The 19,173-nt window shown below is 64.4% G+C and carries 19 protein-coding genes; 11 read left to right on the plus strand and 8 right to left on the minus strand.

The features are described 5' to 3' along the window. Positions 1–31 precede the first annotated feature (31 nt). Complete coding sequence (gene secG / locus D1012_RS10840; protein WP_118152045.1) at positions 32–391, minus strand: preprotein translocase subunit SecG; 360 nt, start codon at positions 389–391, stop codon at positions 32–34. A gap of 247 nt (positions 392–638) precedes the next feature. Between secG and D1012_RS10845 the strand changes: the two genes are divergently transcribed. Further along, a complete protein-coding gene (locus tag D1012_RS10845) occupies positions 639–1,931 on the plus strand; it encodes an adenylosuccinate synthase (RefSeq protein WP_118152330.1) in 1,293 nt (430 codons plus the stop codon). Positions 1,932–1,985: 54 nt separating this feature from the next. Next, positions 1,986–2,222: a DUF2842 domain-containing protein gene (locus D1012_RS10850; RefSeq protein ID WP_118152047.1), complete on the plus strand. Its 237-nt coding sequence runs from the start codon at positions 1,986–1,988 to the stop codon at positions 2,220–2,222. Positions 2,223–2,303: 81 nt separating this feature from the next. Here the strand turns inward: D1012_RS10850 and D1012_RS10855 are convergent, their stop codons facing one another. Further along, the gene (locus D1012_RS10855; protein ID WP_118152048.1) at positions 2,304–4,781 is read right to left on the minus strand and encodes a hypothetical protein; all 2,478 of its coding nucleotides are present in this window, start codon (positions 4,779–4,781) and stop codon (positions 2,304–2,306) included. A 48-nt stretch (positions 4,782–4,829) separates the two neighbouring features. Between D1012_RS10855 and D1012_RS10860 the strand changes: the two genes are divergently transcribed. Next, entirely contained in the window at positions 4,830–5,564 is a 735-nt protein-coding gene (locus D1012_RS10860) for a thiamine diphosphokinase (RefSeq protein WP_233517092.1), read from the plus strand. On the opposite strand, the gene D1012_RS10865 is transcribed toward D1012_RS10860, so the two are convergent. Further along, a complete protein-coding gene (locus tag D1012_RS10865) occupies positions 5,510–6,433 on the minus strand; it encodes a DMT family transporter (RefSeq protein ID WP_118152050.1) in 924 nt (307 codons plus the stop codon). The two genes, D1012_RS10860 and D1012_RS10865, sit on opposite strands and share 55 nt — an antisense overlap. Before the next feature lie 156 nt (positions 6,434–6,589). Here D1012_RS10865 and D1012_RS10870 point away from each other — a divergent pair, with 156 nt between their 5' ends. Next, complete coding sequence (locus D1012_RS10870; protein WP_118152052.1) at positions 6,590–7,237, plus strand: gamma-glutamyl kinase; 648 nt, start codon at positions 6,590–6,592, stop codon at positions 7,235–7,237. A 97-nt stretch (positions 7,238–7,334) separates the two neighbouring features. Here D1012_RS10870 and D1012_RS10875 read toward each other — a convergent pair whose 3' ends face one another. Continuing rightward, positions 7,335–8,714 (minus strand): L-serine ammonia-lyase, encoded by a 1,380-nt coding sequence (locus tag D1012_RS10875; RefSeq protein ID WP_118152054.1) that lies wholly within the window; start codon positions 8,712–8,714, stop codon positions 7,335–7,337. 190 nt (positions 8,715–8,904) lie between these two features. On the opposite strand from D1012_RS10875, the gene rpiA reads away from it, so the two are divergent. From rpiA to D1012_RS10900, 5 genes are all read left to right on the plus strand, one after another. Next, positions 8,905–9,690 (plus strand): ribose-5-phosphate isomerase RpiA, encoded by a 786-nt coding sequence (gene rpiA, locus D1012_RS10880; RefSeq protein ID WP_118152056.1) that lies wholly within the window; start codon positions 8,905–8,907, stop codon positions 9,688–9,690. After that, on the plus strand, positions 9,690–11,126 hold the full coding sequence (locus D1012_RS10885; protein WP_199489486.1) for an FAD-dependent oxidoreductase: 1,437 nt from the start codon (positions 9,690–9,692) through the stop codon (positions 11,124–11,126). Before rpiA ends, D1012_RS10885 begins: the two co-directional genes overlap by 1 nt. 70 nt (positions 11,127–11,196) lie before the next feature. Continuing rightward, positions 11,197–12,387 (plus strand): FtsH protease activity modulator HflK, encoded by a 1,191-nt coding sequence (gene hflK / locus D1012_RS10890; protein ID WP_118152060.1) that lies wholly within the window; start codon positions 11,197–11,199, stop codon positions 12,385–12,387. After that, a complete protein-coding gene (gene hflC, locus D1012_RS10895) occupies positions 12,387–13,301 on the plus strand; it encodes a protease modulator HflC (protein WP_435530913.1) in 915 nt (304 codons plus the stop codon). The genes hflK and hflC overlap by 1 nt, the downstream gene beginning before the upstream one ends. Then, on the plus strand, positions 13,298–13,492 hold the full coding sequence (locus tag D1012_RS10900) for a DUF2065 domain-containing protein (RefSeq protein WP_118152064.1): 195 nt from the start codon (positions 13,298–13,300) through the stop codon (positions 13,490–13,492). The genes hflC and D1012_RS10900 overlap by 4 nt, the downstream gene beginning before the upstream one ends. On the opposite strand, the gene D1012_RS10905 is transcribed toward D1012_RS10900, so the two are convergent. Together D1012_RS10905 and D1012_RS10910 are read right to left on the minus strand one after the other, a co-directional pair. Continuing rightward, entirely contained in the window at positions 13,489–14,175 is a 687-nt protein-coding gene (locus D1012_RS10905) for an FG-GAP repeat domain-containing protein (RefSeq protein WP_118152066.1), read from the minus strand. The two genes, D1012_RS10900 and D1012_RS10905, sit on opposite strands and share 4 nt — an antisense overlap. After that, positions 14,175–14,498, minus strand: a complete 324-nt coding sequence (locus D1012_RS10910; RefSeq protein WP_118152068.1) for a 2Fe-2S iron-sulfur cluster-binding protein — start codon at positions 14,496–14,498, stop codon at positions 14,175–14,177. The genes D1012_RS10905 and D1012_RS10910 overlap by 1 nt, the downstream gene beginning before the upstream one ends. Positions 14,499–14,736: 238 nt before the next feature. Here D1012_RS10910 and D1012_RS10915 point away from each other — a divergent pair, with 238 nt between their 5' ends. Both D1012_RS10915 and D1012_RS10920 read left to right on the plus strand, forming a co-directional pair. Continuing rightward, positions 14,737–15,279, plus strand: coding sequence for a peptidoglycan-binding domain-containing protein (locus D1012_RS10915; RefSeq protein ID WP_233517093.1), 543 nt, complete (start codon positions 14,737–14,739; stop codon positions 15,277–15,279). Further along, positions 15,279–15,929, plus strand: a complete 651-nt coding sequence (locus D1012_RS10920; protein ID WP_118152070.1) for an HD domain-containing protein — start codon at positions 15,279–15,281, stop codon at positions 15,927–15,929. The genes D1012_RS10915 and D1012_RS10920 overlap by 1 nt, the downstream gene beginning before the upstream one ends. Positions 15,930–16,010: 81 nt before the next feature. Here D1012_RS10920 and D1012_RS10925 read toward each other — a convergent pair whose 3' ends face one another. After that, the gene (locus D1012_RS10925; protein ID WP_199489487.1) at positions 16,011–17,489 is read right to left on the minus strand and encodes a DegQ family serine endoprotease; all 1,479 of its coding nucleotides are present in this window, start codon (positions 17,487–17,489) and stop codon (positions 16,011–16,013) included. Positions 17,490–17,660: 171 nt separating this feature from the next. Then, positions 17,661–19,169, minus strand: a complete 1,509-nt coding sequence (trpE, locus tag D1012_RS10930; protein ID WP_118152074.1) for an anthranilate synthase component I — start codon at positions 19,167–19,169, stop codon at positions 17,661–17,663. Positions 19,170–19,173 lie beyond the last annotated feature (4 nt).

A 19,173-nucleotide genomic window follows, 5' to 3' on the forward strand; every position in this document is an offset into this window, starting at 1 on the left:
CCGCGACAACAGATAGTGTCGTTCGATGGGTTCAGTTGTCAGCCCGTGGCGGGGCCAGGGGCGCATTGGTCGGAGCCGGGGGCAGCAGGTCGGTGCCCGAAGGTGCCGCCGGTGTCTCTGGCGCCCGTGCCGGGGCCCCGATCTGGTCGATCACCGAGCTGGACCCGGCCTTTTGCGCGGCCAGAATGGTCAGCGTGATCGAGGTGCAGATGAAGAGGATGGCCAGGATCCAGGTCACCTTGCCAAGCGCTGTCGCCGCAGCCCGGCCCGACATCGCGCCACCGCCACCGCCACCCATGCCAAGGCCGCCGCCTTCGGACCTTTGGAGCAGAACCACGCCCACCAGCAGGAGGGCGAGGATAAGGTGGATGGCGAGGATAACGTTTTCCATGGGTGTTCCCGAAGCTGACGCGCCTATCTAGGCTGATGGGGGGCGGCGCGCAACCCCTTCACGGGCAGCGCGGGTTTCAAGGGCAGATGCCTCCGGCGGGAGTATTTGGCAAGCAGCAATGCAAAGGGGGCGTCTGGGGGCGGAGGCATGAAAATGCACAGGCGGTGCCGGGCGGGGCATTTCGGTGTTTCCCTGCGCGGCGCTTTACGTCTATAGCACAGACGGTTTTGGAACCGAGGAGATCAGCATGGCCAACGTGGTTGTCGTGGGTGCCCAATGGGGCGACGAGGGCAAGGGCAAGATTGTGGACTGGCTGTCCGAACGCGCCGACATCGTCGCGCGCTTTCAGGGCGGGCACAATGCGGGCCATACGCTGGTCATCGACGGCAAGGTTTACAAGCTGTCGTTGCTGCCGAGCGGAATCGTGCGCGGCGGCAAGCTGTCGGTGATCGGCAATGGCGTCGTGCTGGACCCCTGGCATCTGGTGATGGAAATCGCCAAGCTGCGTGATCAGGGCGTTGATATCTCGCCCGAGAACCTGTTGGTGGCCGAGAACGCGCCGCTGATCCTGCCGCTGCATGGCGAGCTGGACCGCGCCCGTGAGGGCAGCATTGCCGTGGCCAAGATCGGCACCACCGGGCGCGGCATCGGCCCCGCCTATGAAGACAAGGTCGGCCGCCGCGCCATCCGCGTCGCCGATCTGGCTGATGCGGCCACGTTGGAGCTGCGGGTGGACCGCTTGCTCGCGCATCACGATGCGCTGCGCCGGGGCTTGGGGATGGAGCCGGTGGACCGCGCCGCGCTGCTGGCGGCTTTGCATGAGATCGCGCCGCAGGTGCTGCCCTATGCCGCCCCGGTCTGGAAGGTGATGAATGAGTCGCGCCGGTCCGGAAAGCGCATCCTGTTCGAGGGCGCGCAAGGGGCGCTGCTGGACATTGATTTCGGCACCTATCCGTTTGTTACCTCGTCCAACGTGATTGCCGGGCAGGCGGCAACGGGCGTGGGCCTTGGCCCGACCGCGATTGATTTCGTGCTGGGAATTGTAAAGGCCTATACCACCCGTGTCGGTGAGGGCCCGTTCCCGGCGGAACTGTTTGATGCCGATGGCGAGCGGCTCGGGGTGCGGGGCCATGAGTTCGGCACCGTGACCGGACGCAAGCGGCGCTGTGGCTGGTTTGATGCGGTTCTGGTCCGCCAGACCTGCGCCACCTCTGGTGTTTCGGGCATCGCGCTGACCAAGCTTGATGTGCTGGACGGGTTCGAGACGCTGAAGATCTGTGTCGGCTATGATCTGGATGGCACCCGGCTGGATTATCTGCCGACCGCCGCCGATCAGCAGGCCCGCTGCACGCCGATCTACGAAGAGATGCCGGGCTGGTCGGAGTCGACCGCCGGGGCGCGGTCCTGGGCCGATCTTCCGGGGGCCGCGATCAAATACGTGCGCCGGATCGAAGAGTTGATCCAGTGCCCGGTCGCGCTACTTTCTACCTCGCCCGAGCGGGATGACACCATTCTGGTGACCGATCCCTTTGCCGACTGATCACAGCGCGCAGCCTGCGGGGGGCGCGCGGACCCCGACCCGGAGGAGGACAGCATGGCACTGAGCTACAAGGCACGGCGGCGGCTGGCGCTTCTGGTGCTGCTGGTCGGGTTGCCCGCCTATGTGGTGGTGGCGGTTACCCTGGTAAACTGGTTCGATCCTCAATCGCGGCTGGCGCAATTCTTCATCTATGTCGGCCTTGGGCTGATCTGGATCCTGCCGCTGCGTCCGGTTTTTCTGGGTGTGGGGCAACCTGACCCAGAGGCAAAGCCGGACGAGCTGCCGAAATAAGAACAGGCGGAATGCGTTGTCGCATTCCGCCTGTCTTCGGGGCCTTGATGGCAGCCTCGGCCCACTATCCTGAAATACCCTTCAGCCCGCCAGTTTCCGGGCCTCTGCCAGCAGGGGCGAGGCCTCGCTGATCGCGAACTGTCCCCGGCGGCTGCGTTCGATCACGCCGTCACGTAGCAGGATACCAAAGCTGCGCAACCCGTCTTCGCGGGTCAGACCTTCGGCGGCGGCATCTATGTGGCGCATAAGCTGCGGGCGGGTAAAGCTGTCGCGACCCTCCACACAGGCGATATAGGCCGCGGCGGCCTCCAGCAGGTCGGGCAGATCGGTGGCGCCCAGCCGTTCGGCAAATTCGGGAAAGCCGCTGTCGGCACCAAAGATATTGTCGGTCGCGTCTTCAGGATCGAACTCATCATCCAGATCCGGCACGCGCGCCAGGGCAGGTGCCGCAGAAACCATGGTCGCAGGCACGGGGCGCTGGGACGGGACGCTGGACAAAGCGGGGCGGTCGATGCGCTGCTCTGACACCAGAACCAGCGGTGCGGGACGCTCGCCTTGGGCGGGGGCCGCTGGGCGCACCACTTTGGCCAGATCGTCGCGGTAAGCGCCAAGGCGTTCGCTGCCATTGCCGGCAAGCGTGCTGCCAGTGGCGCGGCGTTCGGCGATGGTTGCTGCAACGGCGGCTTTCAGGTGGGCGATGGCCGACTGGCGACGCTTGGTGTCGGGCACTTCCATCTGGGTGCGGGCCTCGGCCATCAGCCGGGTGACGGCAACATCTTCGGTCGGCGCGCCAAGGCGGCGGTCGCGTGCGGGATCGACTTTTGCAACCGGAGCCTGATCCGGGGCCGGAGTATCCTGCTCCAGAGCCGCAAGTTCTGCAGCGAGGGCGGCTTCGGCCTCTTGCGACAGGCTGGCAGGGGCCTCTGCCGCTGCCTCTGCCGCTGCCGGCGCAGGCTGCTCTGTCATGGCAGCTTCGCCGCGCCGGATCTTGATGACACGGGCACGGGCGCGCTGCAGCTTTTCAACCGTTATCGGTGCTGATGATCCGGTTTCGGCTGTGGTTTCGGTCAAAGGCGCGGCTATGGGGGCCGCTTGCTTTGCCACTGCTGCGGGGCGCAAACTCCGGACAGGGCGCGTCGGTGCGACCTCTGCCACAGGCGGAGCCTGCTCTGCGACCGGGGCCGGAGCGGCCTCCGGTTCCTGAACGGCTTCGGTTTGCGGCGTGGTCTCGGCCATTGACACCTCGGCAGAAATCGCTTCGGCCTGTGTCTCGGTGCTGTCGTCAACCAAGTTGAGCAGATCGTCATCTTCATCCGCAGCGGCGATAAAAGACTCACGAATTCCGGCTTTTGCGGCAGGCGCAGAGCTTGCCGATTCTGGTACGTCGGCGTCTGCTTCCGGGTCGATCAACGCCCCGAGGCTGGCGCGCAGGGCATCGTCGGATTGATCGGTCGCAGGCTGGTCCGCCCGTTCGGTGGCGGTGGCCGAGGGCGTGGCATCGGTGCCGGTTTCGGCTGCCAGGCTGGCCAGCAGGAACGCATCACTCTCAGATGTATCGGCTTCCGGGGCGTCAGCATCGGCCGCTGGTGCGGTGTCTTCGGCCATGTCGGCAGAGGTCGCCGCCGCCGGGACCGCCAGATCTTCATCAGCCAGATCTTCGCTACGGCCTGCATCAAGCGCCATCAGCGTCGCCAGATCTTCGGCCCCGATGTCATTCTGAAGCTCTGCATCTGCGGCCATTTCCGCATCAGCAGTCTGCAATTCGGGAGGCAGGTCGCCTGTCACGATCTCTTCGGTTGTGGGTTCGCTGTCTTCGGGTAACAGATCTCCGAAGTTGTCGTTGCCCATTGGCTGATCTGCCGGTTTCACCTGTGTCCCGGCAGCGTCCTGCAGGGCATGATCCTCTTCGGCAAAACCCTCTGCCGCAAAGCTCTCAGCCGTGAAGTCATCCCCCGCATCGGCTTCATCCACAAAGTCATGGCTCTGCGGCGGGTTCAGCGGGGCTGTCGCGGTTACAATTGTGGCCGTCTCCGCCTCTTTCTGGTTTTCGGCGGCCGCCTTTCGCAGACGTGACAGTTTTTCGGCGACTGATTCTGCGCCTTCGGCAATGGGCTGGGTGTTCTCGGTCTGAACAGGGGCCAGAACGGGCGCGGGCCGTGCCGGTGCAGCGACCGTGCGTGCCGGCATCTCGACAACCGGCTGCGGCGCAGCCTCGGCTGTGGCCGGAGCCGCGATGCGGCGCGATGCCAGCGACTCATTGTCTTCGGCGCGCAGAATCACGCCATTGTCCTGTATTTTCGCCTCAACCCGGCGCTGAATCTCGCGTTCGGCAATGCGGTGCAGCATCGCGGCATCGGGCTGCGGTGGCTCTGCGCCGAAATACCGATCCTCGGCAGCCAGATCGCGGAAGTATTCCGCAATGGCCTTCATCGTATTGAAAGGGTCGTCAAACCCCTCCAGAGTACAGGAGAAGGTTCCATAGGAAACCGTAAGGATCTTACTCGCACCGGTCATCGGATGCTCGCTTTCTGCAAAGTTCGATACGTCTTGATCACCCATCACCGGTTCGAATCCGTGGACAGATCAGGGTAATTTGAAGGATTGTTTGTGGCAGCCGCCCCGGAGTTTCGCCGCAATTGGAAAGACAGTATCCGCATGAATCAGGTCATTGTGCAATCCTCGGGCGGGATCACACTTGTCGGAGGGGCGCCGGTTTCGGCCCCATTGTTTCGATTTTCGCAGCAACGCGCGCCACTGATTGTGGCCGCAGATGGCGGTGCCGACCGCTGCCTTGCGCTTGGCGCGCGGCCCGTGGCGGTCATTGGCGACATGGATTCGATCTCGGATTCGGCGCGCGCGGCGGTCGGGGCTGACCGCCTGCACCAGATCGGTGAACAGGACAGCACCGATTTCGACAAGGCGCTGCGGTCGGTCGATGCGCGCTATGTGATTGCGCTGGGGTTCATGGGCGCCCGGATGGATCACGGGCTGGCGGTTTTCAACACGCTGGTCCGCCAGCACAGTGCCTGCGTTCTGCTGGGGTCGCGCGATGTGGTGTTTCATGTGCCTGCCCGGTTGCAGATCGGGCTGAGGCGCGGCGACCGGTTCAGCCTGTTTCCGCTGGCAGCGGTGACAGGCACCAGCACCGGGCTGGACTGGCCGATTGACGGGCTGGATTTTGCCCCCGATGGCCGGGTCGGCACGTCGAACCGGGTCAGTGCAGGGCCGGTCAGTATTGCGATGTCGGGGCCGGGGATGCTGTGCATCCTGCCCCGCGTGCGGCTGGATCAGGTCCTGGAGGCGCTGACCGGCGCGGACCGGGCCGACAGCCGCTCGCGGTAGATGATGTAGAGCCCCGACGACGTGATCACGGCAATCCCCGCCCAGGTCAGCGCATTGGGGAAATCGCCAAAGATCCAGTAGCCAAGGGCCACCGCCGCCACGATCTCCAGATAATGCAGCGGCGCCAGCGTGGCGGAGGGCGCGAATTTCAGCGCATAGGTCATGCACATGTGGCTGAGCGCCGCCCAGAACCCCACGCCAAACAGCCAGAGCCAGACCATGCCCTGCGGCATCACCGGGTCAAAATGCCGCCAGCCAGTGCCCTCGGCCAGCAACATCACCGGCAGGCACATCAACAGCCCGGTCCAGGAGGTGTGGAACTGCATCGCGACCGGGTGCATGAAGCCAGACACCTGCCGGGTCGACAGCATGTAGAACGCAAAGAAAAACGCGGTTCCCAAGGGCCAAAGCGCGACATACCCGAACGCCGCCAGCGAGGGCTGGATCACCAGCAGCGCGCCGGCAAAGCCGACACAGGATGCAGCAATCCGGCGCGGCCCCACCTCATCGTTGAACAATAACCGCCCCAGCAGCAGCAGAATGAACGGCTCGACAAAGGCAATCGCCAGAGCATCGGCCACCGGCATCACCTGAATGGCGGCCACAAAGCTGAAGGTGGACAGGATCAGGAACACCGCCCGCAGACAGATCAGCCCCAGCGCGCGCGGCGTCAGCCGCAGCGTGATCCCCATGATCAGAATGACCGGAAGCATCAATGCGCCCTGAACCACAAACCGTGCGGTGACGATCTGGCCCACCGGCACGGTGGACGAGGCCAGCTTTGCCGACACATCCAGCAACGGCGCCAGAACGCAGAAGGCAAGCATCAGCACGACGCCGGGCAGGATACGGTCAGGTTGACGGCTCATGCCCTTGGGCTAGCGTGGCATTCCCGCCGCGTCCATCGCAAAAACGACACGTCCGCGAAAACGACGCGCGAGGGCGGGGATTTTGCGATCCGCTCTTGTCGCCTGCGGCCCGTTGCCGGTAATTGTCGGGGAAATCTGCCGGACAAGGGGGCAAGTGTGCTGGTTCTGGAACAGGCGCGACTGGTGTTTTTGTCCAATCCAAAGACGGCAACGCAATCCTTGCGCGCTGTGTTGGACCCGTTTGCGCAAGCCACCCCGGCCAATACCGGCCACAAACACATCAACGCCCAGATCTATGGCCGCAAATGGGCCGGGCCCATCCGCCGCAGCTGTGGCGCGGGGTTCGAGACCTTTGCCGTCATGCGCGAACCGATGGAGCAGTTGGGCAGCTGGTTCCGCTACCGTCAGCGCGATGCGATCCGTGGCCATGAAAACTCCACCCACGGCCTGAGCTTCGCCGAATTTGTCGAGGCCCGCCTGTCCGATGATCCGCCGCCCTTTGCCCGCATCGGCCGGCAGGACCGCTTTCTGGGCTTTCTCAACAGCGGCCCGCCGGTCAATTACATCTTTGACTATGCCGCCCTTGACCGGCTGCTGGCGTTCCTGTCTCTCCGCCTTGGCACCCGGCTGAGCCTGCCACACCGCAACGTGTCCCCTGCAGCCGATGCCGCCGACCTGAGCCTGCCGGAGGATCTGCTGGCGCGATACCACAGCGCTCATGCGACAGAATTCGCGCTTTATGACCGGGTGCGGCAAAGTGGTATGCTTCATACTCCCGCAGCGCCCGGTGACACGGCAGAATGAGTATTTGGAAAGCAGCAATCCGCGCAGGCGGCACTTTGCATTGCTGCTTTCAAAATACTCCCGCCGGAGGCTCCACCCTCGGCCCCCGGTGCTGCGGTCAGCAGTTGGGGACGTTCACCGCCAGCCCGCCCAGCGAGGTTTCCTTGTATTTCTCATGCATGTCGCGGCCGGTCTGACGCATCGTCTCGATACAGGCATCCAGGCTGACCAGATGCTGCCCGTCGCCCCGCATCGACAGCGAGGCCGCCGAGACCGCCTTGATCGCGCCCAATCCGTTGCGCTCGATGCAGGGCACCTGCACCAACCCCCGGACCGGGTCGCAGGTCATGCCAAGGTGATGCTCCAGCGCGATTTCGGCGGCGTTTTCCACCTGTTCCGGGGTGCCGCCAAGTACGGCACAGAGCCCGGCGGCCCCCATGGCGGCGGCGCTGCCGACTTCGGCCTGACAGCCGCATTCCGCGCCCGAGATGCTGGCATTGTGCTTGCACAAGCCGCCGATGGCCGCAGCGGTCAGCAGGAATTCCCCGATGCGTGATGGAGCCGCCCCCGGCACATGGTCCAGCCAGTAGCGGATCACCGCAGGCACCACGCCCGCCGCCCCGTTGGTCGGCGCGGTCACCACCTGGCCCCCGGCGGCGTTTTCCTCGTTCACCGCCATGGCATACAGGCTCATCCAGTCGTTGATCGTATGCGGGGCCTGCATGTTCAGCCCGCGTTCGGCCAGAAGCTGGTCGTGGATGCCCTTTGCCCGGCGCCGCACCTTCAGCCCGCCGGGCAGGATGCCGGTTCCCTCCATCCCCCGGTCAATGCAGGCCGACATCACCTCCCACAGCCGGGCGATGCCGCGATCCAGCTCGGCAGCGGAGCGGAAGCGCAGCTCGTTGGCGCGTTTCATTCCGGCGATCGACAAGCCGCTGTCGTTTGCCATCGCCAGCATTTCGGCGGCGGTTTCAAACGGGAACGGCACATCGGCGCGGGCTTTTTTCTTGTCGGCGGTGCTGGCCTCCAGTTCCGCTGCGGTCAGGACAAAGCCACCCCCGATGGAGTAATAGGTCTCCTCCAGAATAACGTCGCCCTGCGCATCGGTGGCCCGCAGGATCAGGCCATTGGCATGGCCGGGCAGGGCAGGGCCGTAATCAAACGCCAGATCCCGTTCCGGGTCGAACTGCAGCGCCCGCAGGCCGGGCGGGGTGATGTGGCGCGACTGGCGGATCTCGTGCAGAACGTCGTCTGCGCGCTCCGCGTCATAGGTTTCCGGCACAAACCCCGCAAGGCCGAGGATGGTGGCCCGGTCCGTCGCATGGCCCACGCCGGTAAAGGCGAGGCTGCCATGCAGTGACGCCCGCAGCCCATGCGCCTGAAAGGGCGAGGCGCGGAGGCGGTCGAGAAACCGGGCGGCAGCCACCATTGGCCCCATGGTGTGGCTGGACGACGGGCCGATCCCGACCTTGAACATATCGAAGACGGACAGGAACATGCAGGCGTATCCTTTGCTTTGGCGCCACCTTGCGCCATTCCGGCGCGGTTTCGCCACACGAAAACGACATGACCGTAGGGGAAGCGTCATCCGGGGCCGGGCGCGCTTTTGGGCAATTCACCCTCGCGCCTCGGGGCAGCTTTGCCTATAACCCGGGCACGCCATTCATTTACTGCCGGGGAATCGATCCATGCCTGCCGAACTCTCACCCATCGACAAGGCCAAATTTCTCGCGGCCAAGCGCGCCACCGAATTTGTCGAAGACGGGATGAAGCTGGGGCTGGGCACCGGGTCCACGGCCGCGTGGATGGTGCGCTGTCTGGCCGAACGCATCCGCGAAGAGGGGCTGCGCGTGGTCGGTGTGCCGACCTCCAGCCGCACCGCGCAACTGGCGGCGCATCTGGGCATTCCGCTTACCACGCTGGACGAGGCCAAATGGCTGGACATGACCATTGATGGCGCAGATGAGTTTGATGGCAACCTGAACCTGATCAAGGGCGGCGGCGCGGCGCTGTTGCAGGAAAAGATCGTGGCAACCGCGTCGGATCAGATGATCGTCATCGCCGATGCCGCCAAGGATGTGACCCAGCTGGGGGCGTTTCCGCTGCCGATCGAGGTGATCCCCTTTGGCTGGCAGACCACCAAGGCGCTGGTCGAGGAAACGCTGGTTTCGCTTGATGTGCTCAACCGCGATGTCACCCTGCGGATGAACGGCGGGTCGCCACTGGTGACGGACGAGTCGAACTATATCCTTGATCTGCATCTCAAACGCATCGGCAACCCGCGCCAGCTGGCCTTGGTGCTGAACCAGATTCCGGGTGTGGTGGAAAACGGGCTGTTCATCGACATCTGTGACATCGTGGTGATCGGTCACGGTGATGGCCGGGTCACGGTGCGCGACATCAACTCGGGCGAGACCGAAGACGAACGGGTCGAATTCGTGCCCACCTCCAACATATTTGCGGATCTGGACTGATGGCTTTTGATGTAGACCTGTTTGTCATTGGCGGCGGCTCGGGTGGGGTGCGCGCCGCGCGCATGGCGGCGGCGACCGGCGCAAAGGTTGCCTTGGCCGAAGACAGCCGGCTTGGCGGCACCTGTGTCATCCGTGGCTGCGTGCCGAAAAAGCTGATGGTCTTTGCCTCATCATTCCGCGAAATGCCGTCCGAGGCGCGGGCTTATGGTTGGGATATTCCCGACGGCAGCTTTGATTGGTCGGTGTTTCGCGACAAGCTGCACGCTGAACTTGACCGGCTGGAGGGGGTGTATCGCCGCCTGCTCGACGGATCGGGGGTGAAGATTTACGACACGCGGGCGCGGCTGAGTGACGCGCATAGGGTGGCGCTGGCGTCCGGCGAGACCGTCACCGCCAAGCATATCCTGATCGCCACCGGCGGCAGACCCGTGCGCCCTGATCTGCCCAATGCCGGGCTGGGGCTGGTGTCGGACGATATCTTCGAGCTGCAATCGCTGCCAAAATCCATTCTGATCGTCGGCGGCGGCTTTATCGCTTGCGAGATGGCCTGCATCATGGCCGGGCTTGGCGTCAAGGTCACGCAGTTCTATCGCGGCGCGCAGATCCTGCGTGGCTTTGACGACGAGGCGCGCGGGCTGATCGCCGAGTCAATGAAGGCGCAGGGGATCGAGCTGCATCTTGGCACCAATATCGTCGAGATGGCCGAAGCCGCCGCGATGGCGGAGGATGACGCCAATATGGGCGCGGGAGTGGAGTCGGCGGTGGATCTGCTGCCGCAATCCGGCCAGCTTGGGTGCCCGGTCTGGGTCAAGGCGACCAACGGCATGGAGCAAAGCTTTGACTCTGTCCTGTTTGCCACCGGACGCAGCCCGAACACGGCTCATATGGGGCTTGAAGATCTGGGCGTAACCCTCGGACGATACGGCGAAATCAGCGTTGATGCCTATAGCCAGACCGCGATCCCCTCGATTTATGCCATTGGCGATGTGACCAATCGGGTCAATCTGACCCCGGTGGCGATCCGCGAAGGCATGGCCTTTGTCCGCACCGTGTTTGAGGGCGAGCCGACGCCGGTGGATCACGACCTGATCCCCAGCGCGGTGTTTACCCAGCCGGAGCTTGGCACCGTTGGCCTGACCGAAGAGGCGGCCCGCGCACAAGAGCCGATCGAGGTCTATTGCACCAGCTTCCGCCCGATGCGCACCGCTTTCGCCGGAGGCGACGCGCGGGTGTTGATGAAACTGATCATCAGCCAGTCCAGCCGCAAGGTTCTGGGATGTCACATCGTCGCACCTGACGCGGGCGAGATGATCCAGCTGGCGGCAATTGCCGTCAAAATGGGGGCAACCAAAGAGGATTTCGATCGCACGGTCGCGGTTCATCCGACAATGGCAGAAGAGCTGGTCACGATGCGGACAGCGACACGCACGGCCTGACCGGATTCGCTTGATTTTCGCGTCAGAATGACCAGTTAAAGACATAGCATAAAAAGAAGGGTTTCAACGAATGGCAAGTGGAGGTCCCTGGGGCGGTGGCGGCTCGGGCGGTGATGATCGGGGCAATGGTCGGGATGACGAACGCAAACCGGGCGGGCAACGGCCCGCAAACGGTGGTCCGCAGATCCCAGAGATCGACGAGATCGTGAAAAAGGGGCAAGAGCAGCTGCGCGTCCTGATGGGCGGTCGCGGCAAGGGCGGAGGCACTGGCGGCGGCGGCGGTGGTCGTGGACCATCAGGCCCACGGATCACCAAGCAGGGCATCGCGCTCGGCGCGCTTGCGGCGGTTGCGCTCTGGGGCTTCATGTCGTTCTACACCGTGCGCCCCGAAGAACGCTCGGTCGAGCTGTTCCTGGGTGAATTTTCCACCATCGGCAATCCGGGCCTGAACTTTGCGCCCTGGCCGCTGGTCACGGCGGAAATCGTGCAGGTCACCAACGAGCGGACGACCGATATTGGCGTCGGCCGCACCGGCGAAGATGGTGGCCTGATGCTGACCCGCGATCAGAACATCGTGGACATCGGCTTTCAGGTGGTCTGGAACATCGAAGATCCGTCCAAGTTCCTGTTCAACCTTGCCGATCCCTCTGGCACGATGCTGGCCGTTTCGGAATCCGCGATGCGCGACATCATCGCCCGGTCCGAACTCGCCCCCATTCTGAACCGCGACCGGGGTGCGATTGCAACCGATCTGCGGGCAGCTGTGCAGAACACGCTGGACAGCTATGATGCCGGTCTCAACGTGATCCGGGTCAACTTTGAAAAGGCCGACCCCCCGCGTGAGGTGATCGACGCCTTCCGCGCGGTGCAGGCCGCACAGCAGGAACGTGACCGGCTGGAAAAAGAAGCCGACGGCTACGCCAACCGGGTGACCGCAGGCGCGCGTGGTGAAGCTGCCCGCATTGTCGAAGAGGCCGAAGCCTACCGTGCCCGCGTCGTCAACGACGCCTCGGGTGAGGCCAGCCGGTTCCTCTCGGTCTATGCGGAGTATGTCAAAGCCCCCGAAGTCACCCGCAAGCGCATGTATCTGGAAACCATGGAACAGGTACTGGGCAGCATGAACAAGGTCATTCTGGACGGTGTGCAGGGTGGCGAGGGTGGTGGTCAGGGCGTTGTGCCTTTCCTGCCGCTGAATGAACTGGGTCGGCAGACGCCTGCGTCCGCACCTGCGGCAGCGGCCACGACCGGAGGGAACAACTGATGAAAGCGCAACTCATTCTGCCCGTGGTGGTGGTTCTCGGGGCCGCCGTTCTGTCATCGCTGTTCATCGTCGATGAGCGTGAAAAGGCGCTGGTGCTGCAGTTTGGTCAGGTCAAGCAGGTCAAGGAAACTCCGGGTCTGGGCTTCAAGATCCCGCTGATTCAGGAAGTCGTGAAATACGATAGCCGTATTCTGGGCCTGCCAACCCAGCCGATGGAGGTGACACCGCTGGACGACCGCCGCCTTGTGGTCGATGCCTTTGCCCGCTGGCGGATTTCGGACCTGATCGAGTTCCGCGAAGCGGTTGGTGCTGGTGGCGTCGATGCCGCACAGACCCGGCTGGACCGGATTCTGAACGCTGCCATCCGTGAGGTTTTGGGTTCGGTGCCGTCAAACCGCGTGCTGTCCGAAGACCGGACTGCGCTGATGAACCTGATCCGCGACCGGGCTCGCGTCGAATCCGGCGCCTTGGGGATCGAGGTTATCGACGTGCGTCTGACCCGCACCGACCTGCCGGAGCAGAACCTTGCCGCCACCTTTGCCCGGATGCGGGCGGAACGTGAACGTGAGGCTGCGGATGAAATCGCCCGTGGTGGCGAAGCCGCGCAACGGGTGCGGGCAACCGCCGACCGGACCGTGGTGGAACTGACCTCCGAGGCGCGCCGCATGGCCGAAGTCGCCCGCGGTGAGGCTGACGCCGAGCGCAATGGCATTTATGCCGAAGCCTTTGGCCGTGACCCGGAGTTCTTTGCCTTTACCCGCTCGCTCACCTCGTATGAGCGGTCGCTGCAATCGGGCAATTCGTCGATCGTGATGCAGCCGGACAGTGAGTTCTTTACCTATCTGCGCAGCGATTTGGCCCCGGCAGACCGTGCGGACGCACCGACGCCCGCGCCAGTGACGACGACGCCGTGATCTGGATTGTCCTGGCCCTCGGGCTGGTGGCGGTTGCTGAGGGGCTGGTGCTTGCACTGGCCCCTTCGCGTGTGGAGCAGGTGCTGACGATGCTCGCGTGCCTGACGGTGGATACCCGGCGGCTGGTCGGCATGGTATCGGTGGCCGTGGGGGCAACCCTGATCGCGCTTGCGCGCTGGATCGGGTTTTAGGGGCAGGTCTTCAGATCCGGCCCCGACCCGCGCCATGGGCCAAGATCACGGGCCAGAACGCCCTTTGGCCCAAGGGTCACCGCCATCGCGCGGGACCAGTCTGCCGAGGCGACAATCAGCGTATCACGCCCGTCACAGTGCCGCGTGCCGCCAGCAATCCGGCGCTCGCCAATGCGGTGATTGGTAAAGCCGGGCGCACGGGCGATTTCGGTCAGGGCCTTGCCCTCCAGACGGAGAAACACCAGCTCGCGTGCCAGATGCGGGCGGTCGATATAGGCGATCTCGATCCGGCCATCGCCGTCAAAATCACCCCACCCCGCCGGGGCCAGCCAACGGTTCGGCTGGCCGATATAGGGCGTAGCCGCGCGTCTGCCGCTGGCATCATAGATGGCAAGCGCCGCGCCCTGTGTGACCGAGGTTTCAACCACCATCACCTCGACCCGGCCATTGCCGTCAAAATCGCCCGTCCGGGCGGTGATATCTTCGAACACATGGCTGTCGGGCAGGGAAAAGAGCAGGCGCCGGCCATCCGAAAGGGTCAACTCCAGCCCGCCCCATTCCAGCGCATCGCCCAGAACCGCATGGGCGTAGCGGTCGGTCGGGGCCACCAGATCAGCGGCCACAATCTCTTGCGCCATGGCTGGGCCGGACAGCCCCACCATCAGCGCAAGAGCGCAGCGCATCAGATCTGCTTTTCCGGCATATGCACAACCAGACCGTCCAGCGCATCAGACACCTTGATCTGGCAGGTCAGGCGCGAGCGGGCAGGGTCGGGCTGATAGGCGAAATCCAGCATGTCTTCTTCCATGCTGTCTTTGGCTGGCAGGCGGTCTACCCATTCGGGGGAGACATAGACATGGCAGGTTGAACAGGCGCAGGCCCCGCCGCAGTCGGCCTCTATCCCCGGAATGCCATTGTCACGCGCGCCTTCCATCACGGTCAGGCCGTTGGCCACGTCCACGATATGTTCCTTGCCGCCGAATTCCACATATTTGATCTTGGCCATTGGTTGTCTTCGTCCCTTTTCGAAAGCTGGCGCGTTTCTTTGGACATAGGCCACAATCGGGGTCTTTGCCAGAGGGGCGGGGGGGTGAATTCCCGCGCGCCAGAGGCACGCAGCCCGGGGGTTGCCGGGGTGCAACGCCCGCCCGGCGATGTTGGTCGCCTGCTAGGCCCGGCGGCCTGCGCGTGTTAGGGTCTGCGCGAAGCCGGACCAACCGGCGCAGGCAGGACAGATCACCCGGATGATGCGCCACGCGTCTTTGACCCTGACCGGAGCGTTGTTCTGGCTCGCCGCCTGCCAGCAGGCCGGCGTGCCGCAAGCGCCGGGCCGGGCTGATCTGTCGGCGGATCTGGTCCGGCTGACCGTGCCCGGCCCGCCCGAAAGCGCCGAAGGCGCGTGCTGGGCGTCAGATGTCACCCCAATGGTGATCGAGACGGTGACCGAACAGGTCATGGTGTCAGAGGCAAAGCTGGCCCCGGATGGCAGGGTGCTGTCGCCTGCGGTGTTCCACTCGGAATCCCGGCAAAAGATCGTGCAGGAGCGCGAGGAGGTCTGGTTCCGCAGCCCGTGCCCGCAAGAGATGACGGTGGATTTCATCGCCAGCCTGCAACGCGCGCTCAAGGCGCGGGGCCTCTATGTGCTGCCGCTGACCGGCCAGATGGACGCGGCCACCCGCGCCGCCCTGCGCCGGTTTCAGGCGGACCGGGGGCTGGAAAGCGACAAGCTGTCGCTCACGGCCGCGCGCGAGCTGGGGCTGGTGACAACGGACGTGGGGAAAAAGTAATGTCACTGGAACAGGCTGCCCGGGCGGAGCTGATCCGCCTGTGGACCGGTGCGCAGGATGCGGCGCATGATCTGGGCCATATCGACCGGGTCTGGGCGAATTGCCAGCAGATCATGATGGATGAGCCGGGCATTGACCGCGATGCGTTGCAGATGGCTGCGATCTTTCACGATGCGGTCAACCTGCCCAAGGACGCGCCCAACCGGGCCGAGGCATCGGTGCTGTCGGCGCAAGCGGCGGCGGCGTGGCTGACCGCGCAGGGCTGGCCGTCTGAGCGTATTGCAATCGTTCGCCATGCCATCGAGGCGCACAGCTTTTCCGCCGCCATCCCGCCCCGCAGCGCCGAGGCGCGGGTGTTGCAGGATGCCGACCGGCTGGAGGCTCTGGGCGCCATCGGCCTTGCCCGCATGTTCGCGGTGGCAGGCGCGATGGGTGGGGCGTTGTTCGATGCCGCTGACCCGCTGGCCCAGCACCGGCCGCTGGATGATCGCGCCTTTGCGCTGGACCATCTGGAGGTCAAGCTGCTGCGCATTGCCGAGACCATGCAAACCCCGACCGGGCGGGCGATGGCCGAAGAGCGGGCGGAGTGGATGTACAGCTTTCGCTCGCGTCTGCTGCGCGAAATCGGCGGCGGGACCACGTTTTTCTGAACGGACCAATATCCTGATCTTAAACGAAAAACGCGCGGCAGTCAGACTGCCGCGCGTTTCAATTGATAAAGTGTCAGAGCGTCAGTCGATGGCAAGCGCCACAAAGCGCGGATCACCGGCACGGCGCACCAGAAGCAGGATCGACTTGCGCCCGGCGTCACGGGCTTCGGTGATCCGGTCCTCCAGATCCTTCAGCCGGACCACCTTTTGCTGCCCCGCTTCGGTGATGATGTCGCCATCGCGCAGGCCCTTGGCATAGGCTTCGGCTGTCGGATCAACCTTGCCGACCACCAGCCCTTCGGCATCGGCGGGCAGGTTCAGCGATTGCTTCATCTCTTCGGTCACCGGGGCCAGAGTCATGCCCAGAATCTCGGCCTCTTGCGGGTCTTCCGGCGCATCTGCGACTGCCGGGCGCACCTCGGCAGCTTCGGCCTCTTCGCGGCGGCCCAGCGTGACCTGCAGGGTTTCGGTTTTGCCTTCGCGGACCACGATCACCGGAACCGCTTCGCCCACCGGGCTGTCGGCCACGCGACGGGTCAGGTCGCGGGTATCGCGCACCGGCTGGCCGGCAAACTGGGTGATCACATCGCCCGCGATGATGCCGGAGTCCTTGGCCGGACCATCCGGCACATCCGTCACCAGCGCACCGGAGGCTTCCGTCAGGCCCATGGCCTCGGCGACATCCGGGGTCACGTCCTGAATCCGCACGCCCAACCAGCCGCGACGGGTTTCGCCGAACTCCTTGAGCTGATCGACCACCTTGGTCACCACATTGGACGCCATGGAAAAGCCGATGCCGATCGAGCCGCCGTTCGGCGACAGGATCGCGGTGTTCACGCCGATCACCTGACCATCCATGTTGAACAACGGACCACCCGAGTTGCCCCGGTTGATCGCAGCATCGGTCTGGATATAGTCGTCATATGTGCCAGACAGCGCCCGGTTGCGGGCCGAGACGATCCCGGCGCTGACCGAAAAACCCTGACCCAGCGGGTTGCCCATGGCAACCACCCAGTCGCCGACCCGGCTCAGATCCGAATTGCCAAAGCTGACATAGGGCAGCGGCTCGGTGCTTTCGACCTTGAGCAGGGCGATATCGGTTTTCGGGTCGGTGCCGACCAGCTTGGCCTTCAGCCGCTTGCCGGAAAAGAACTCGATCTCGATCTCATCGGCGTTTTCGATGACATGGTTGTTGGTCACGATGTAACCATCTTCCGAAATCACGAAACCGGACCCAAGCGCCTCGGACCGGCGCGGTGCGCCTTCGCCGCCCGGATTGTTGCGGTCCATGAAATCGCGGAAGAAATCTTCAAACGGGCTGCCCTCGGGCACGATGGGCCCGCCCGATGCCGGGCCGGAGACCACGGCAGAGGTGGTGATGTTCACCACCGACGGGCTGATCTGTTGCGCCAGATCGGCAAAGCTGTCGGGCGCGCGGGCAAAGGCCCCCTGCGCCTGACCCAGGGCAAGCGCCAGACCAAGGCCGAGCGCCATGAGCGTCGCACGCCCCCGCGCGGCAATGGCCGGGTGTCTGGAATAAGTAATGGCTTTGGACTGCACTCCCGAACTCCTCTTCGTTTGGACGGCAGGCCCAAGGCGCGATGATACGCGCAGGGTCGCCAGCAGGCTCTCACATAACATCAGGTAAGCATGGCCAATTGCAATGCAAACCCTGTTACGATCTCTCAAAGCCTTGTGATGCCCCGTGTCTGAACCGGGAGCCTGACCCGCTCAGCGGTTGCCTTTCCGGGCGAACAGGCCCGCATCTTCGGCGGCGCGTCGCAAGGCACGGGATTTGTTGACGGTTTCCTGAAACTCCGCCTCGGGATCGCTGTCATACACGACGCCGCCCCCGGCCTGAACATACAAGGTCTCGTTCTTCAGAACGGCAGTGCGCAGCGCGATGCAGAAATCCATTTCGCCATTGGCCGCAAAGTATCCGACCCCGCCGCCATAGATGCCGCGCTTTTCCGGCTCCAGCTCGTCGATGATTTCCATCGCCCGCACCTTGGGCGCGCCCGAGACCGTCCCGGCGGGCAAACCGGCCAGCAGCGCCGACAATGCGTCTTCGCCGTCCTTGATCTGGCCGACCACGTTGCTGACGATGTGCATGACGTGGGAATAGCGCTCGATGGTGAATTTCTCGGTCGGGTGCACCGTGCCAACCTTGGCCACCCGGCCCACATCATTGCGCCCCAGATCCAGCAGCATCAGGTGCTCGGCCAGTTCCTTTTTGTCGGCCAGCAGGTCCAGCTCCAGCGCCTTGTCTTCTTCCGGCGTCTCGCCGCGCTTGCGTGTGCCGGCGATGGGGCGGATTGTTACCTCGCCATCGCGCAGGCGGACGAGGATTTCGGGGCTGGCCCCGATGACCTGAAAGCCACCGAAGTTGAAAAAGAACAGGAAGGGCGACGGGTTGGTGCGGCGCAAGGAGCGGTACAAAGCAAAGGGCGGCAGTTCGAACCGCTGCGCCCAGCGTTGGCTTGGCACCACCTGAAAGATGTCGCCCGCCCGGATATAGTCTTTGGCGCGTTCAACGGCCTGTTTGTAACCCTCATGCGTGAAGTTCGACACCGCTTCCCCCACCGGGGCGGCTTCGCCCAGATCGCGCTGCGCCGGGGGCGCGCGGTCCAGATCGCGCAGGGCATCCATGACCCGCTCTGCCGCCTGAGCATAGGCGGCGCGCGCCGACAAACCACCCGCAACCCAGGCGGGGGAGACCAGCGTCACCTCGCCCTTGACCCCGTCGAGCACCGCAATCACCGTCGGGCGCATCAGCACCGCATCGGGCAGTTGCAGCGGGTCGGGGTTCACATCGGGCAGGTTTTCCACCAGCCGGATCATGTCATAGCCCAGATAGCCGAACAGCCCGGCCGACACGGCGGGCAGGCCATCAGGCATCTCAATCGCACATTCGGCGATCAGCGCCCGCAGCGTATCCAGCGGGTGGCCGTCTTGCGGGTGGAACGCCGCCGCATCATAGCGCGCCTCGCGGTTGATCTCCGATCCGGTGCCGGTGCAGCGCCAGATCAGGTCGGGCTTCATCCCCACGATGGAGTAACGCCCGCGCACCTCGCCCCCGGTCACCGATTCCAGCATGAACGTCTCGGGCCGCGCTTCGCCGAGTTTCAGCATCAGGCTGACCGGCGTATCCAGATCGGCGGCCAGCCGCGCCCAGACCAGCTGGTTCTTTCCCTGGCTCCAGTTGCGCTCGAACTCTTCAAAGCCGGGGGAAAGGATCATCGGT

Source organism: Pseudotabrizicola alkalilacus, from assembly GCF_003443995.1.
Classification (GTDB): Bacteria; Pseudomonadota; Alphaproteobacteria; order Rhodobacterales; family Rhodobacteraceae; genus Pseudotabrizicola; species Pseudotabrizicola alkalilacus.

Bases quoted from the DNA above. Each gene is read 5' to 3' on its own strand.
- D1012_RS10920 (WP_118152070.1), top strand. From the start codon at position 15,279: ATGTCACTGGAACAGGCTGCCCGGGCGGAGCTGATCCGCCTGTGGACC.
- D1012_RS10875 (WP_118152054.1), bottom strand. From the start codon at position 8,714: ATGTTCCTGTCCGTCTTCGATATGTTCAAGGTCGGGATCGGCCCGTCG.
- rpiA (WP_118152056.1), top strand. From the start codon at position 8,905: ATGCCTGCCGAACTCTCACCCATCGACAAGGCCAAATTTCTCGCGGCC.
- D1012_RS10905 (WP_118152066.1), bottom strand. From the start codon at position 14,175: ATGCGCTGCGCTCTTGCGCTGATGGTGGGGCTGTCCGGCCCAGCCATG.
- D1012_RS10845 (WP_118152330.1), top strand. From the start codon at position 639: ATGGCCAACGTGGTTGTCGTGGGTGCCCAATGGGGCGACGAGGGCAAG.
- D1012_RS10865 (WP_118152050.1), bottom strand. From the start codon at position 6,433: ATGAGCCGTCAACCTGACCGTATCCTGCCCGGCGTCGTGCTGATGCTT.
- D1012_RS10910 (WP_118152068.1), bottom strand. From the start codon at position 14,498: ATGGCCAAGATCAAATATGTGGAATTCGGCGGCAAGGAACATATCGTG.
- D1012_RS10855 (WP_118152048.1), bottom strand. From the start codon at position 4,781: ATGGGTGATCAAGACGTATCGAACTTTGCAGAAAGCGAGCATCCGATG.
- hflC (WP_435530913.1), top strand. From the start codon at position 12,387: ATGAAAGCGCAACTCATTCTGCCCGTGGTGGTGGTTCTCGGGGCCGCC.
- hflK (WP_118152060.1), top strand. From the start codon at position 11,197: ATGGCAAGTGGAGGTCCCTGGGGCGGTGGCGGCTCGGGCGGTGATGAT.
- D1012_RS10885 (WP_199489486.1), top strand. From the start codon at position 9,690: ATGGCTTTTGATGTAGACCTGTTTGTCATTGGCGGCGGCTCGGGTGGG.
- D1012_RS10915 (WP_233517093.1), top strand. From the start codon at position 14,737: ATGATGCGCCACGCGTCTTTGACCCTGACCGGAGCGTTGTTCTGGCTC.
- trpE (WP_118152074.1), bottom strand. From the start codon at position 19,169: ATGATCCTTTCCCCCGGCTTTGAAGAGTTCGAGCGCAACTGGAGCCAG.
- secG (WP_118152045.1), bottom strand. From the start codon at position 391: ATGGAAAACGTTATCCTCGCCATCCACCTTATCCTCGCCCTCCTGCTG.
- D1012_RS10850 (WP_118152047.1), top strand. From the start codon at position 1,986: ATGGCACTGAGCTACAAGGCACGGCGGCGGCTGGCGCTTCTGGTGCTG.